Here is a 14919-nt window from a genome sequence, read left to right as displayed (position 1 = left end):
GTCGCAGACGAAAGCTTATGCATGAACGGCAAAAGCGAGGGCGCTTTGCGCCGCCGGGCGAAAGGGGGCTAGAAAGAGTCTCGGCGCCCCGAGGGAGGTCTTTCTGCGTGGTTCATCGTCTGCTTCCGCTGTGGATCGCCGCGACGCTGACGGCTGGCGCTTTGCCCGGCTACGCCGCGGCCGAGGGCGGCGTGGCGGCGCTGGACCCGGCGGTGAAAGCCATCGTCGCGACGATCGTGGGGCAGACCGCCGAACTGGCCGGCAAGCCAGCTGCGGCCGCCGAAAGCGCTTGCGCCCGCCAGTCGGCGTCGCTCATCGACATCGACGCGGTGGCGAAGGTCGGCGCGGAAAGGATATGGAACAGCCTCTCTCCCGCCCGGCGCGAGGCCTATCGCAGCGCCGCGATGCGCTGGATCGTGCGCAAATGCGTCCAGCAGAACCAGGACAACAAGGGCGAGGCGCCGAAGGTCGTCGGCCTGCGCAAGGGAGAAGCGGGAGACCAGCTGCTCGCGACGCAGACGCAGGATCCGCCGCATTTCGCGATCTGGCGGCTGCGGGGCGCCAAACGGCTGCGCATCGCAGACGTGATTCTCGACGGCGTGAGCATGTCCCTGACGCTCAGGGACCAGACAAACGCGTTGCTCGACCAGACGAACAATGACATCGACGCGACGACGAAGGCGATCGCGCGCTAGCGGCCACGAGGCGGGGGGCAGGTTCCATCATGACGAGTGACGCGCCGCTGATGCGCGCCGAAAATGTCTCCCGCATCTTTCCGGACGGGGCCGTGGTCGCCCTGCGCGACGTGAACCTTTCCATATATGCAGGCGAATGCATCGCGATCCTGGGGCGGAGCGGCAGCGGCAAGAGCAGCCTGATTCATATCCTCGGCGGCTGCGACACGCCCTCGTCGGGGACGATCTATTGGCGGGAGCAGCCGGTCCGCGACCAGGAAGGATGGAGGCGTCTGCGGGGCCGGCAGATCGGCATCATCTTTCAGGAATTCCTGCTCCTGCCGGCTCTGACGGCGCATGAGAACGTCGAAATGGCGCTGATGGGAAAAGGGCTGTCGGCCAGAGAAAGACGCGCCCGCTCGGCGGCGCTGCTCGAAAGAGTGGGCCTCGGCGCGCGGTTCGATCATCTGCCCTCGAGCCTTTCGGGCGGCGAACGCCAGCGCGTGGCGATCGCCCGAAGCATTGCGAACGACCCGCAACTGCTGCTCGCGGACGAACCGACGGGCAATCTCGACAGCGCCAATTCGGAAGCCATCGTCGATCTCCTGCTCGAAATCCAGAGAACGCACGGAACAGCCCTCGCCATCGTGACACATGACGAAACCATAGCGGCGCGATGCCCGAGGCGCATTCTCCTGAAGGACGGCGCGATCGTCGAGGACATGCAAATCGCCGGCGCTCCTTGCGCGGCGCCGTCGACCCAGCCGGAGGAACAGCTGTCTTGAACCTTCTGACGCTCGCCCTGCGGAACCTGCAACGCCGGTTTGCGCGCACCGCAATCGTGTCGCTCAGCGTCGGTCTGGCCGTCGCCTCGTCTCTCAGTCTGGTCGCCCTCGCGGACAGCATCGAGCAGGGCGCCGGCGAGGGCGTCGAGGAGCGCGGCGCCGACCTCGTCGTTCTCTCGAGAAGCGCCTCCGACCTTTTCGAGAGCTCCATTGCGGAGAGCTACAGGCCGGCGCTCGCGGCCATCAAGGACGTCGTCGCGGCCGATGGCGAAATCATCATGTTCGCGCCCATCGACAACAAGCGGCAGAGGCTGGTGATGGGGTCGCCGGAAGACAGCGTCTTCTGGAAGAAAATGCCGATCGCGCAGGGCCGCCGCCCCCTTCCCGGCGAAACCGGCGCCGCCGTTCTCGGGCAGGATGCGGCGGCCGCCCTGAACAAGAAAGTCGGAGACCGGCTCACCATTCTCGACGAGCCTTTCACCGTCGTCGGCGTCTCAAATTACCAGTCGGCGCTGAACCGCTCGCTGATTTACACGGTTCTTTCGAAGCTCCAGACCGTGTCCTTTCGCAACAAGAGCGTCACCATGTTCCATATCAAGCTGGCGCCGGCCGTGACGCCGCAGCGCGTGGCGGCGATAAGGGCGCAGATCGCCCGGCTCGGCCCCCTTTCGGCCGCTCCGACCGACGAGCTTTTGCAACGCGATCGAAATCTCGCGGTCCTCAAGGCCGTCGCCAAAGCCATATCGATCATCGCGCTTACGCTCGGCGCCCTCAGCGTCCTCAATGCGCTGCTCATGGCGATCCAGGAACGGACGCGCGAAATCGGGATCATGATGGCGATCGGCTGGTCGCGCTGGCGGACAATGGCGTCCATCGTTCTGGAGGGGCTCGTCATCGGATTGGCCGGGTGTCTCATCGGCGTTCCCGCATCCTTCGCCATCTCCCATTCGTTCAAATACCTCCCGACGGTCGGCGAGATACTGGCGTTTCGCCCCTCGCTTGCCATCATCCTGCCGATCCTGTTCGCCGCCGTCGGCCTCTGCGGGCTGGGCGCCCTCTATCCCGCCTGGCGCGCCGCTTCCATGCGTCCGGCGGACGCCCTCCGTCGGGTCTGATGAGATAAATCGCGGCGTCGAAACGCGCGTTGGAGCAAAAGAGGCGCATATGGAAATCCGGGCCAATTACCTGCTCGTTGGCGTTTTCGTCCTCGCCACGCTGGCGGCGGCGCTCCGCTTCGCCTTCTTCATCCTGGCGCCGGCATGGACGTCCAACGACGTTCTCTACGAGATGGACTTTTCGGGCCCCGCCGTGGGCCTCACGCTCGGCACGCCTGTCTATTTCAATGGACTGAAGGTCGGCGAGGTCACGAAGATTTCAATTCCGGCGGATTCTGCGAGCGCCGTCGTTCTTGCGAAAATCGACAAGGCGACGCCGGTCAGAACCGATACGACGGCGAGACTGAGACAGACAGAGCTGATGGGCTCCGCCTTCATCAGCCTCATCGGCGCCTCGGCCGATGCTCCGGATCTGACAGCCCTGCCGGGCCAGCGTTATCCAAGGCTCCTCGTCGAGGATGCGCGCCGGAACTATCCCGACCTCAGGGAGCTTTATGCTCATTTTTCGACGACCTACGGCCGGCTCACCGAGACGCTGAACGGCGTGCCGAGCTCTTTGAGCGCGCTGAAATGGAATCTCGGCCAGGTCGACGAGTCCCTGCAACCGCTGTTGCAGAAGCCCGGCGGCGGCGATGGGGCGCGACCCGCCACGATCAATTTCGAGAACCTGGCGACGGCGGTGGATCATCTCGACAGGCTCGTGGTCGCCGCGGACCAGTTCGTCAGAAGCCGCAAGCTCCAGAAGCTCACGGAGGTCTCGATCAAGCTGAACGACATGTCGTCGAGCGATTTGGAGAAGATGCAACGGCTCGCCGTCGAGCTGCGAGAAAAAATCAATGGCTTCGATCAAAAGCTCCGAGCGCTCGGTTTGGCGCCCGCGGGCGCGGCCGGCGCTCAGTCCACGCTCCCCAATCACAAATAGATTTCAAGAATGACGCACCCGTTTCCACCTGCGAGGGACTCTCGACCGCCATGGACGACACATATGCGCGCCCGCGTGACCGCCACCTCTTCAGCCCTGGGAGAAAGCGCATTCTCTCGCTCGACGGCGGCGGCGTGCGCGGCGCCGTCTCGATCGCCTTCCTGGAGCGAATCGAGCACGTGCTCGCCGACATCGAGGGGCGCGACGTGCGCCTTTGCGAATATTTCGACCTGATCGGCGGGACATCGACGGGCGCCATCATCGCGGCCGGATTGGCGACGGGATTTTCGGCCGGCGAAATTCATACCTTCTATGAGAGGCTGGCGCCGAAAGTATTCAGATCGTCGATGTTCCACCTGCCAGGGTGGCATGCGAATTTCGACGGCGCGGCGCTTCACGAGGAGCTCGACAGGACATTCTCGGGCTGCACGCTCGGCTCCGAAAAGCTCAAGACCGGACTGTGCATGGTCCTCAAGCGGCTCGATACCGGAAGCTGCTGGATCGTCATGAACAATCCGCGCTCGGTCTTTTGGGAGACGCCGCAGGACAATTCCTTCGTCGGCAACAGCTATCTTTCGCTGCCCGACGTGATCCGGGCGAGCACCGCCGCGCCCTATTATTTCGATCCGCAGACGATCGAAATCGTCAAGGGCATGGAGCCCGGCCTTTTTCTGGACGGCGGCCTTACGCCGCACAATAATCCCTCGCTCGCGCTGTTCCTCACGGCGGTTCTTCCGCCCTATCGCCTAGAGTGGAAGACCGGCGTCGACGATCTTTTCATTCTGTCCGTTGGAACCGGCTCCTACCGGCCCAAGCTCACCACGAGAGAAGCACAAAGAGCGCCCTCGCTGCTCCTCGCGATCAACGCGCTCGCCGCGCAAATCTCCGACAATCAGGAACTGACTTTGACGCTCATGTCCTGGCTCGGGCAGTCGTCGCTTCCATGGCCGATCAACTCCGAACTCGGCGATCTGAAAGACGCGACGCCGCCTTTCGGAAAGCTCTTTCATTTTCACCGCTGCGACATCAAGCTGGAACAGCAGTGGCTGACGCAGAATGTGGGCGTCACGCTGAGCGCCGACGATATTGTCAAATTGCGGCAGATGGAAAATCCCGACAACATTCCTTCGCTCTACAGCTTCGGGAAGATCGCGGCTGAAAAACAAATAACGCACGAGTTGTTGGAGAGGGCGTTATGAGGGATCTGTCTTCGGCGCGCACTGGCGTCGTTTCGGGACTCCAGTGCAGACTGCCGCTCATCATCGGCGTGACGGGGCATCGCGACCTGCGCGAGGGGGACATCGGCGCCCTGGAACGCGAGGTCAGGGGGGCCTTTTCCAGGATCAAGGCGGATTATCTCGGCGTCGACGAGGACACGCCGCTGATCGTAATGTCGTCGCTTGCCGAGGGCGCGGATCAGCTCGTCGCCCGCGTGGCGATGGAATTCGGCGCGGGACTCGTCGCCCCGCTGCCGATGCCCGCGGGGGAATATCGGCGCGATTTCCTGCCGGACTCTGCGGCCGCCGCCGAGTTCGACCGCTTGCTGAGCCTCGCCATAACGGCGCCGGAGATGCCCCTCGCCGGAGGCGCGAGCCTCGACTCCATCCGGACCGACCCGGCGCGCCGGGCGCTTCAGTACAGGGAAGCCGGCCTGTTCATCATCCGGCGCTGCCATATCCTCCTCGCCCTTTGGGACGGCGATTCACACGACGCCAAGACGGGCGGCACGGCCGAGATCGTCTCGATCAGGAGAACGGGCTTCGGCCTGAACTCCGGCAGGGCCATCAGGGACTGCCTCGACGGCGCCGGCGCAGGCCCCGTCATCGTGATCACCGCGCCGCGTCGGACCGCGCGAGACGACCGCCTCTCGGTTCGAACATTACCCTGGGGCAGAGACTTTCAGGCGGCTGGATCAGAGACATCCGGGCAGGAGGCGGATGCAAAGGTCTGGAAGGATTTCGACGCCTATATCAGGCTCACGACCCATTATAACGGGGATGCGAAGCGCCTGCTCTCCTCTCATGCGGGCGAAGCGCTGTTCCGCCAAGCGCTGATCCGGCTTTCAGATGCGCCGGACCCGACCGGCGTTGCGGAGCAGGACCGCTCTCTCGTTCTGCATGCGGCGCCGCTGCTCTGCGCGACCTATGCGGTCGCCGATCTGCTGGCGCAATACTATCAAAACCGCTTCAAGAACGTCTGGAGACTGTTGTTCGCGCTGGCGTTTCTCATGGCGATCGCGCTTGGCGTTCCCTCCATTGAGCCGGGCCTCAAAGCCTATGCGCTCATCATTTATCAGCTCCTGTTTTTTTGTTCCTTTGCGCTTTATTTATTCGCGCGGCGGCGCGAATATCAGGCGAGATATCTCGATTATCGCGCTTTGTCGGAGGCGGCGAGAGTCGGCATTTTCTGGAAAATCGCCGGAATAAGGCAGACAGTGGCGGAGGCCTATCCACTCTGTCAGACGCTCGAACTCTCATGGGTCCGCCTTTCGCTGAAATCCCTCGAGTGTTTCCAGGGCCACGGACTCGCGCTGGGCCTGTCTCTCGACGCATCGCGATATGGCGTCTGTCGCGATGTATGGGTCAAGGGCCAACTCGCCTATTTCCGCGCGCGCGGCGCGCATCACGCGCAGGTCGCGCGCCGCAGCAAATCGATCTCGGTGAGCTTCGTGGCGCTTGCGGGCGCCGGCACTTTTCTGATCGGCGCCAGCAAATATTTCTCCGTCGACTGGAAAAATTTCATCCCCTTTCACGGCGCCGCATATGTGCCGCTTCTGCTCGAGCTCTTGACCGCGGCGGCGGCCGCGATCCAGGGTTATGCGGAACAGCTCGGCCGGACGGCGCAAGCGATGCAATATGAGAGAATGAACCTGCTCTTCGGCCGCGCGCTCACGATCCTGCCAGAAACGCTCGAGGACTCCGAACAGGACAGGGTGCAGGACGTTTTTCAGGAACTGGGCCGTGAGTCGATCCAGGAGGCGGCCTCATGGACGTCTATTTTCAGACTCCGCCCGCTCAGGCCGATCTGACCCTCATCACCCGCAGAAGCGGCGCTCGCGCCGGCCGTTTGGCCACCCTTGCGCCGCCTGCATGGAAACCCGCGAGAAAATGAGCGGCCCAACTGGCGCTCCCCCTTGCGGGCGGCGCGTCAGGGCGCAATTCTAACCGCTTGGCTGGCGGACTCGGGTGTTCGACGGCTCCAGTAGGGAGGTCGAGATGTCTTTCCAGATTGGCGACGCCGCCCCTGATTTCGAAGCGGAAACGACACAGGGACACCTGCGATTCCACGACTGGATCGACGGCTCGTGGGTCGTCTTCTTTTCTCACCCGAAAGATTTCACGCCGGTTTGCACGACTGAACTCGGATATGTGGCGAAGATGAAGCGCGAGTTCGACAAGCGCAACGCGAAGCTGATCGGCCTGAGCGTCGATCCGGTCGACGACCATGCGAAATGGGCGACGGATATCGAGGAAACACAGGGCGCCTCGCCGAATTACCCGATGATCGGGGATCCCGACCTGCGCGTTTCCAAGCTTTATGGGATGCTCCCGGCGAGCGCCTCGGGCGACGCAGCCAAGCGCACCCCCGCGGATAATCAGACCGTCCGAAACGTCTTCATCATCGGGCCGGACAAGAAAATCAAATGCATCCTCGTTTATCCGATGACGACGGGGAGAAATTTCGACGAGGTGCTGCGTATCCTGGACTCGCTTCAGTTGACGGCGACGCACAAAGTGGCGACGCCCGTGAACTGGCGGCCGGGGGAGGATGTGATCATCGCCGGCTCTGTCTCGGACGAGGAGGCGAGGAAAATCTATCCCGACGGCTGGAAGGCGCCGAAGCCCTATCTGAGGATCGTGCCGCAGCCCCGCAACACGTGACGCCCTCTCGCCGCCGCTCATGGCGGCACAGCCGCCGCCATATTTTTTGAACGTCCTGTTTTCGGAGGGAATTGATGATCGACCGGCGGTCCCTGCTGCGCGCGGCGGGAGCTTTCCTGACGGGCGGCGCGGCCGGAGCGCCGGCGGCGATCGCGCAGGATTTGGCGATGTTGCCGTTCAAGAATGGCGAGCGGCCGCTTGCGTCCTATCCAGGGAAGCGGCCGCTCATCCGCCTCACCTCGCGCCCGCCCCAGCTCGAGACTCCTTTTTCCGTTTTCAACGGCGGCGCGATCACGCCGAACGACGCGTTCTTCGTTCGTTACCACCTTGCCGATATTCCCCTTTCCATCGACCCCGACTCCTTTCGACTTACCGTCGCCGGGAAGGTCGACCGGCCTCTCAGCCTCGGGCTGAAAGACCTGAAGGAGGCGTTCGAGCCCGTCGAGATCGTCGCTGTTGCAGAATGCTCCGGCAACAGCCGCGGCTTTTTGGAGCCCCGCGTCGCGGGAGGTCAGCTCGGCAATGGGGCAATGGGAAACGCACGCTGGCGGGGCGTCGCGCTGAAGGCGATCCTGGACAGGGCGGGCGTCCAGGCGGGCGCGCGCCAAGTCGCATTCAACGGCCTCGATCGCTCGGTGTTCGAGCAGACGCCGGATTTTGTGAAAGCTCTGGACATCGACCACGCCGGCGATGGCGAGGTCATGATCGCCTATGAGATGAATGGCGAAGAATTGCCCTGGCTCAACGGCTATCCGGTCCGGCTCGTCGCGCCGGGCTATTATGCCACCTACTGGGTCAAGCATCTGAACGACATAAGAGTCGTCGACGACATTTTTGACGGCTTCTGGATGAAGAAGGCCTACCGCATTCCCGACACTCCCTGCGCCTGCACGCAGCCGGGGGAGCCCGCGCGCGCGACAGTCCCCATCAACCGTCTGAATGTCCGCTCCTTCATCACCAGTCTCGAAGACGGAGCGCAGATCGCAGCCGGCGCCGACATCCTCGTCAAGGGGATTGCCTTCGACGGCGGCTATGGCGTCTCGACAGTGCTTTTCTCGAGCGACGGCGGAGCAACATGGCTCGAAACCAAGTTGGGGAAGGACTACGGGCGCTATTCGTTCCGGGAATGGAGCCTCCAGACGCGCCTAAGCGCGGGTGCGCATGAATTGCGTGTCTGCGCGATCAACAGGATCGGACAGACGCAACCCATGGCGCCTCTCTGGAGCCCCTCTGGCTATATGCGCAACGCTGTGGAACGAATCCAGGTCATTGCTCTGTGAAGGATGCCGGCGCATGCGAAAGCCGCGAATATGTTTCACTTTCCTCCTCACCGCCCTCGTCTTCAGCCCGGCGTCTGCGATCGCCGAAGTCAGGACGTATGATCTGCCGGAGGAAAACGCGGAATTGCGGCCCGGCCCCGGCCAGGAGACGGCGCAAGAGAACTGCCTTTCCTGTCACTCCGCCGATTATGTGAGCACGCAGCCGCGCGGCCTCGGAAAAGCATTCTGGGAAGCCGAAGTGACGAAAATGAGAAAGGCCTACGGCGCGCCCATCTCCGACGAGAATGCAAAGATCATCGTCGAGTATCTGACAGGCGTCTATTGAGCCTGCGCGAGCCGCCCGGCTCGCCGGAACCGGGACGTTTCGACGCAGCGGGACGCGTCGATGTGTCGTAACCCTGTCCATTTACGGCAGCCGGACGCCGGTATTAGAGTGTCGGGGGCCTTGCGTTTCGCGCAGCGGTCGCAGCCCTGCCGAGCCTTGCGGCTTTGTTTGCCCCGCGTGAGCGGGAGCGCTAGAGTCGGCCCAAGCGCATGGCTTGTGACATTCCTTCCTCGGGCGCCGCCAAAGATGTCTCGAATCTTCCTGTCGCATTCCAGCAAAGACAATGTCGCCGCCGTTGCGCTTGCCGACTGGCTCAAGGAAGAAGGCTGGGACGACACCTTCCTCGACCTTGATCCCGTCCAGGGGATTCACCCCGGAGAACGCTGGGAGCGCGCGCTCTACACACATGCGGCCGACTGTGAGGCCGTGCTGTTTCTCGTCTCGCGGAAATGGCTCGACTCCGAATGGTGCAAGCGGGAGTTCGACCTCGCCCGCAAGCTGAACAAGCGCTGCTTCGTCATCTTGATCGAACGGATCTCGATCGACGAACTGCCGCTCTTTCTGAAGGAGACCCACCAGACCGTCTCCCTTGCGACGGGAGAAGATCACAAGGTCTTTCGGCCCAAGCTGCCGATCACCCATGAAGAGGGGTACATAACCTTCTCGACGGAGGGTCTGGCGCGGCTCAAGATCGGGCTCGAGCGCGCAGGGCTCGATCCGCGCTTTTTTGCATGGCCGCCCGCCAACGAACCTCAACGCGCGCCCTATCGCGGCCTGGAAGCGCTCGACGGGATCGACGCCGGAATCTTCTTTGGAAGAGACGGCCCCATCATAGAGGCGCTCGATCGTTTGCGAGGCCTTCGCGACGCCACGCCGCCGCGCCTCTTCGTCATCCTCGGGGCTTCGGGCGCAGGAAAATCATCTTTCCTGCGGGCGGGACTTCTGCCGCGACTGGCGCGCGACGACCGCAACTTCGTCATCCTACCGGTCATCCGCCCCGAGCGGGCGGCCATCAGCGGACCTTCGGGCCTCATCGCGTCCATCGCGGACGCGATCATGCAGAGGGGCCTGACGACAACGCGGGCGCGCGTCCGCCAGGCGATCGCCGAGGGCGCCGGCGCATTGCGGCCCATTCTCAAAACCCTGCTAACGCACGCCGACGAAGAGAAGCCGCCGACCATCGTGCTGACGATAGACCAGGCGGAGGAGCTCTTTCGGGCCGAGGCCGCGGAGGAAGCGGAGCAGCTGCTCGCCCTCCTCAGCGCGCTCATGGCCGTCGACGATCCCTCCACGCTCGTCATATTCGTCATCCGTTCCGACAGCTATGACGCCCTGCAGCGGTGCAAGGCCTTCGAAGGGCTGAAGCAAGACACATTCGCGCTGTTGCCGATGCCTCACGGCGCCTATCAGACGGTCATCGAGGGGCCGCTCAAGCGTCTTCGGCTTTCGGGCCGAAAGTTCGAGATCGAGCCTGGCCTCACCGAGGCCCTGCTGGAGGACATCGAACAGGGCGGCGGCAGCGACGCCCTTCCCCTGCTGTCCTTCACGCTGGAGCTGCTCTATCGCGACCACGAGGCGGCCAGACACATCAGTCGCGACGATTACCTCGATTTCGGCGGACTCAAGGGCGCAATCAACGCGGCGCTGAAAAGGGCCTTCACTGCGGCGGACCTCGATCCCCGCATTCCAAAAGATTACGAAGCGCGCCTCGCCTTGCTGCGGCGCGGCTTCATCCCCTGGCTCGCCGGCGTCGATCCGGAAACGCGATCATTGCGCCGTCGCGTCGCCCACGCGGCCCAAATCCCGGAAGAAGCGCGCCCGCTGATCGATCTCCTGGTCGAACAAAGGCTCCTGACGCGCGACGTGGACAAGGAAACCGGCGAAGCGACGGTTGAGCCCGCCCATGAGGCGCTGCTGCGGCAGTGGGGCGGCCTCAAGGGTTGGCTCGAGGAAGATTTCGGCCGGTTGGCGGCGCTGGAGGGCGTGAAGCGCGCTGCAATGGACTGGGACGCCAACGCCCGCAACGCCGCCTGGCTCGCGCATGGCGGGGGCCGTTTGTCAGAGGCGGATCAGCTCGATCTCCGACCCGACCTGTCCGCGCTTCTCAACGGAACCGACCGGGCCTATCTCGCCGCCTGCCGTCAGAAAGAAAAACAAACGCGCGAGGACGAAGAAGAAAAGCGGCGCGCCGAAGCGGAGCTCGTGCAGGAAAAACAGGAAAGGCTCCAGCAGCGCGCGCGCGACATGAAGATCGTCGCGTCTCTCCTCTCGGGAGGCGTCGTTCTCTCGCTCGCTCTCGCGGCCTGGGCCTTCCACGAGCGCGACACGGCCGAAAAGCAGATCGAGGCCGCGACGAAGACGTCCAATGATCTCATCAGGGATATCGTCGGCAATATCAAAAGCATATCGGGCGTCCCGACCTCCACGGTGCTTCACACCCTGGACATCGCGCATCAATTGCAGGAAGACCTGACGAAGAGCGGCTACAGGAATGTCGAACTTCAGCGCAGTCATGCGCTGTCGCGCGAGGAAACGGCTCCAATCTGCCTGCAGTTCGGCGATCTCCCCTGCGCGCTCGACGCCGCGGAGGAAGCCATCCAGCTGAGAACGGCGGTGCTGAAGGCAGACCCCGACAATCCGGTGAAAAGGCTGGATCTGGCCAGAGCGCAAACCCGTATGGGCGACGTCAAGAAAGAGCTTGGGGCGCTCGCTGAAGCGGAGTCGCTCTACGCCAGCAGCCTCGCAGCTCAGGACGCCGTCGCGCCCCCGGAATCGAACAGGCTCGAGTGGCTCCGCGATCGCGCGACGAATCAGGAAGGGATAGGGGATGTTCTGCGCATGCAGGGCAAACCCGAGGAGGCGCATCAATACTATCGCGCCGCCCAGGCCGAACGAGAGACTATTCTGCACGCCGAGCCGAACAAGGCGGAGTGGCTCCGTGACAGCGCGGGCAACGATCAGAAAATGGGCGAGGCGCTTTTCGACAGGAACGAGCGCAGGAGCGCCCAGAAATCCTTCGACAGGGCGACGTCCAAGATTGCGTCCCTCGTGGAGAAAAACCCCAACAACTCCGAATTCAAGGAGGAACTTGCCGCCAGCCGGGAGAAGATCGGCGATATCCAGCTCGGGATGAACAAGCTCGACCCGGCTCTGGCGTCGTTTGAACAGAGTTTTGCGGTCATGAACGCTCTCGTCGCAACCGACACGGCGAAAGCCCGGTGGCAACGGCAATTGGCTGGAATTCAGAACAAGCTCGGAGATGTCCATCTCGCCAAGGGAGAGCTGGATGCAGCAGAAAAATCCTACTCGGACGCGCTTGCCCGCATCGAACAGGTCGCGCGCAAAGACAAGGCGAATGCGATTCTACAGATCGACTGGTCGCGAAGCCTCAGCAAGATGGGCGATGTGCGCCTGATCAAGGGCCAGCTCCCCGAGGCGCTTCGCTACTATCGGGAGAGCCTGGAAAAGCTCGCGCAAAACCCCCTGCTGGATTCGAAGGACCAGCGCCGGCGTCTCGATGTGGCGCGTCTGAATGAATTCATCGGATCCATTCTCTATAACCAGAAGGATTACGCCGGGGCGACGGCGGCGTTCGAACAAATGCTCGAGGCGCTCGAGTCCGTGTCGCGCGCCGATCCCGACAACGCCGAGCTTCAGTTGCGCATCGTGGAGACACTCAAACAGCTCGCCCTGGTCGACGACCGAGCAAATATCGAAAAGCACATAAAATCGGCCGAAGCCATCCTCGACCATCTCTCGGCGAAGACGCCCGAGGACGACGCCGATCAACGCCGATTGCTCGATTATGAAAAGACCCAGCTCAGCAACGGCCGCATCGATCTCTACAATCTCGTCGGCGCCCATGCGCGCCTGACGGAAAACGCCGCCCATGACGACGCAAACAAGACCGTCTCCAAGAGGTAGATAAATGAAGCGGGCACGCTTTCTGCCAATTTCGATCCTTTTGTCTTTCGCCTTGGTCGGCGTCACCGAAGCGGGAACATTGAAAACCGTTCGGGACAGGAACAACGTCGTATGCGGCGTCAGCAACAACGTCCGGGGTTTTGCGTCTGTCGACGACAGCGGCAAGTGGAAGGGCTTCGACGTCGATCTCTGCCGGGCGATTTCCGCGGCCGTCTTCGGAGATGCGAACAAAATAACGATTGTGCCTCTGGCGCCAAATGAACGGTTCGGCGCCCTGAAATCGAAGAAAGTCGATGTCCTTACATCAAACGCAACATGGACGTTGTCTCGGGAAACGGACAATCAGGTCGCCTTCACCGGCGTAACATATTTCGACCAGCAAGGATTCATGGCGCCGAGAAGCAAAAAGATCGTCTCGTTGCGCCAACTGGATGGCATGAAGATCTGCATCGAGTCGGGCACGACCAACGAAAGCAATCTGATCGAGTATGCGCAGGAGCACGGCATCGCCTTCGAACCGGTGAAAGCGGCGCAATTCAGCGCGCTCATCAAGGATTATGAAGCCGGCAGATGCGACGTCATCACCAGCGACCATTCTCAACTCTACGCCCAGAAGCTTGGGCTTTCAAAACCCGAGGATCACGAAATCATCAAACCCGTGATTTCGCAGGAGCCGATCGGGCCGGCCGTGCGGCAGGACGATCTTCAATGGTTCGAGATCGTCAAATGGGTCAATTTCGCTCTGTTGAACGCAGAGGCGCTGGACCTTTCTCAAGCAAACATCGACTCGGCGAAAGAGTCGCAGAAACAGGACGTGCGTCGTTTCGTCGGACTCGACGGCGAATTGGGGAAAAAGCTCGGGCTCGCGCCGCAATGGGCCTACAATATCGTGAAGCTGGTGGGCAATTACGGGGAAACGCTCGAGCGGAATCTAGGGGAGGGCTCGGAGCTCGGGATCAAACGCAGCCTCAACAAGCTGGTCAAAAAGGGCGGCATTCAATACGCGCCTCCCATGCGATAGCGCCCCTTGCCGCCAAGGATGACCGGCGTTCGCTTTGACCTAATTACAGCGTCGATCGCCAGCGTCCCCGGAGCATGGCATGGGATCGCACACCGAGCGGCACTGCGAAGCCGAACTCGTGCTCGACGTGAAGGCCAGGACCGGCGAAAGCCCGGTCTGGAGCGAAGACGAGCAGGCGCTTTACTGGATCGATATTGAAGAGCCGGCTCTGCATCGCTTCGATCCGCGCGAATCCCGAGATGAAAGCTGGGAAATGCCGAGCGAGATCGGCGCTTTTGCGCTTTGCCGCAGCGGTGGCGTGATCGCCGCGCTTCGCACCGGCCTTGCGAAAGTGTCTCTGCAGGACGCAGGCTGGTCGTCGCTGTGCCCGGCTCCTTACAATCCGCTCCAGCGCCGGTTCAATGAAGGCAAATGTGACGCCCGCGGCAGGTTCTGGGTCGGCGCCATGTACGAGCCCTTGCGTAGGCCGCAGAAGCGCGCGCAGACCGCGTCCGCCCGTGAAAACCCTTTGCGCGTTTTCACCAATGAAGGCTTGAAAGAAACAAGCCCCGCCGCCGTCATCGCCAACGGGCTCGCCTGGAGCCCCATGTCGGACAAAATGTATTTCACCGACAGCGCGGCGCGGATCATTTGGGTCTTCGATTACGACCTCGAAAGCGCCCGTCTCTCCTCAAGGCGCGTCTTCGCGCAGTTCGACTCCTCCCAAGGCGCGCCCGACGGCGCCGCCGTCGACGCCGAGGGCTTCTACTGGTGCGCGCTTTACGGAGGCGGGCGCGTCATACGGATATCTCCCGAAGGCAGGATCGAGCGGGAAATCAGACTTCCCGTCAGCCAGCCGACGATGTGCGCCTTCGGCGGCGACGATTATCGAACGCTCTTCATCACCACGGCCTCTCACGGCGTAGAACAGCGGGAACTCCATGCAGGCGGCCTGTTTTACGCCTTGCCGGGCGTTTCAGGGCTCCCCGCGCCCCTCTTCGCGGATTGAGGAA

12 protein-coding genes are annotated in these 14919 nt (G+C 62.6%); all 12 read left to right on the top strand.

Annotated elements, in window-relative coordinates:
* The first annotated feature begins 107 nt into the window (after positions 1–107).
* The 12 genes from WOC76_RS03585 to WOC76_RS03530 all read left to right on the top strand — a co-directional run bounded on the left by WOC76_RS03585 (position 108) and on the right by WOC76_RS03530 (position 14915).
* Complete coding sequence (locus tag WOC76_RS03585; protein ID WP_341389661.1) at positions 108–695, top strand: ABC transporter substrate-binding protein; 588 nt, start codon at positions 108–110, stop codon at positions 693–695.
* Positions 696–724: 29 nt separating this feature from the next.
* Entirely contained in the window at positions 725–1459 is a 735-nt protein-coding gene (locus WOC76_RS03580) for an ABC transporter ATP-binding protein (protein ID WP_341103833.1), read from the top strand.
* Positions 1456–2574, top strand: a complete 1119-nt coding sequence (locus WOC76_RS03575; protein ID WP_341389659.1) for an ABC transporter permease — start codon at positions 1456–1458, stop codon at positions 2572–2574. Before WOC76_RS03580 ends, WOC76_RS03575 begins: the two co-directional genes overlap by 4 nt.
* Positions 2575–2623: 49 nt before the next feature.
* Positions 2624–3496, top strand: coding sequence for an MlaD family protein (locus WOC76_RS03570; RefSeq protein ID WP_341103839.1), 873 nt, complete (start codon positions 2624–2626; stop codon positions 3494–3496).
* A 50-nt stretch (positions 3497–3546) separates the two neighbouring features.
* Positions 3547–4695 carry a patatin-like phospholipase family protein gene (locus WOC76_RS03565; protein WP_341103840.1) on the top strand — a complete coding sequence of 383 codons (1149 nt, stop codon included), beginning with the start codon at positions 3547–3549 and terminating at the stop codon, positions 4693–4695.
* On the top strand, positions 4692–6524 hold the full coding sequence (locus WOC76_RS03560) for a hypothetical protein (protein ID WP_341389655.1): 1833 nt from the start codon (positions 4692–4694) through the stop codon (positions 6522–6524). The genes WOC76_RS03565 and WOC76_RS03560 overlap by 4 nt, the downstream gene beginning before the upstream one ends.
* 187 nt (positions 6525–6711) lie before the next feature.
* Entirely contained in the window at positions 6712–7377 is a 666-nt protein-coding gene (locus tag WOC76_RS03555; RefSeq protein ID WP_341389653.1) for a peroxiredoxin, read from the top strand.
* A 74-nt stretch (positions 7378–7451) separates the two neighbouring features.
* Positions 7452–8657, top strand: a complete 1206-nt coding sequence (gene sorA / locus WOC76_RS03550) for a SorA family sulfite dehydrogenase catalytic subunit (RefSeq protein ID WP_341431273.1) — start codon at positions 7452–7454, stop codon at positions 8655–8657.
* A 13-nt stretch (positions 8658–8670) separates the two neighbouring features.
* Positions 8671–8982, top strand: coding sequence for a SorB family sulfite dehydrogenase c-type cytochrome subunit (gene sorB / locus WOC76_RS03545; protein WP_341103844.1), 312 nt, complete (start codon positions 8671–8673; stop codon positions 8980–8982).
* A 246-nt stretch (positions 8983–9228) separates the two neighbouring features.
* A complete protein-coding gene (locus WOC76_RS03540) occupies positions 9229–12906 on the top strand; it encodes an nSTAND1 domain-containing NTPase (RefSeq protein WP_341431272.1) in 3678 nt (1225 codons plus the stop codon).
* A gap of 4 nt (positions 12907–12910) precedes the next feature.
* Positions 12911–13927 (top strand): amino acid ABC transporter substrate-binding protein, encoded by a 1017-nt coding sequence (locus WOC76_RS03535; protein ID WP_341389650.1) that lies wholly within the window; start codon positions 12911–12913, stop codon positions 13925–13927.
* 79 nt (positions 13928–14006) lie between these two features.
* Positions 14007–14915 (top strand): SMP-30/gluconolactonase/LRE family protein, encoded by a 909-nt coding sequence (locus tag WOC76_RS03530; RefSeq protein WP_341103850.1) that lies wholly within the window; start codon positions 14007–14009, stop codon positions 14913–14915.
* The last annotated feature ends 4 nt before the right edge of the window (positions 14916–14919 follow it).

The organism is Methylocystis sp. IM3, assembly GCF_038070105.1.
In the GTDB taxonomy this organism is placed as follows: domain Bacteria; phylum Pseudomonadota; class Alphaproteobacteria; order Rhizobiales; family Beijerinckiaceae; genus Methylocystis.
Note: the sequence above shows the minus strand (reverse complement) of the source record. Positions and strands in the feature narration are given on the sequence as shown.

What these genes read in the sequence shown, in the direction of transcription:
- WOC76_RS03530 (WP_341103850.1), top strand. Translation starts at nt 14,007, where the DNA reads ATGGGATCGCACACCGAGCGGCACTGCGAAGCCGAACTCGTGCTCGAC.
- sorA (WP_341431273.1), top strand. Translation starts at nt 7,452, where the DNA reads ATGATCGACCGGCGGTCCCTGCTGCGCGCGGCGGGAGCTTTCCTGACG.
- WOC76_RS03560 (WP_341389655.1), top strand. Translation starts at nt 4,692, where the DNA reads ATGAGGGATCTGTCTTCGGCGCGCACTGGCGTCGTTTCGGGACTCCAG.
- WOC76_RS03535 (WP_341389650.1), top strand. Translation starts at nt 12,911, where the DNA reads ATGAAGCGGGCACGCTTTCTGCCAATTTCGATCCTTTTGTCTTTCGCC.
- WOC76_RS03580 (WP_341103833.1), top strand. Translation starts at nt 725, where the DNA reads ATGACGAGTGACGCGCCGCTGATGCGCGCCGAAAATGTCTCCCGCATC.
- WOC76_RS03555 (WP_341389653.1), top strand. Translation starts at nt 6,712, where the DNA reads ATGTCTTTCCAGATTGGCGACGCCGCCCCTGATTTCGAAGCGGAAACG.
- WOC76_RS03540 (WP_341431272.1), top strand. Translation starts at nt 9,229, where the DNA reads ATGTCTCGAATCTTCCTGTCGCATTCCAGCAAAGACAATGTCGCCGCC.
- sorB (WP_341103844.1), top strand. Translation starts at nt 8,671, where the DNA reads ATGCGAAAGCCGCGAATATGTTTCACTTTCCTCCTCACCGCCCTCGTC.
- WOC76_RS03565 (WP_341103840.1), top strand. Translation starts at nt 3,547, where the DNA reads ATGGACGACACATATGCGCGCCCGCGTGACCGCCACCTCTTCAGCCCT.
- WOC76_RS03570 (WP_341103839.1), top strand. Translation starts at nt 2,624, where the DNA reads ATGGAAATCCGGGCCAATTACCTGCTCGTTGGCGTTTTCGTCCTCGCC.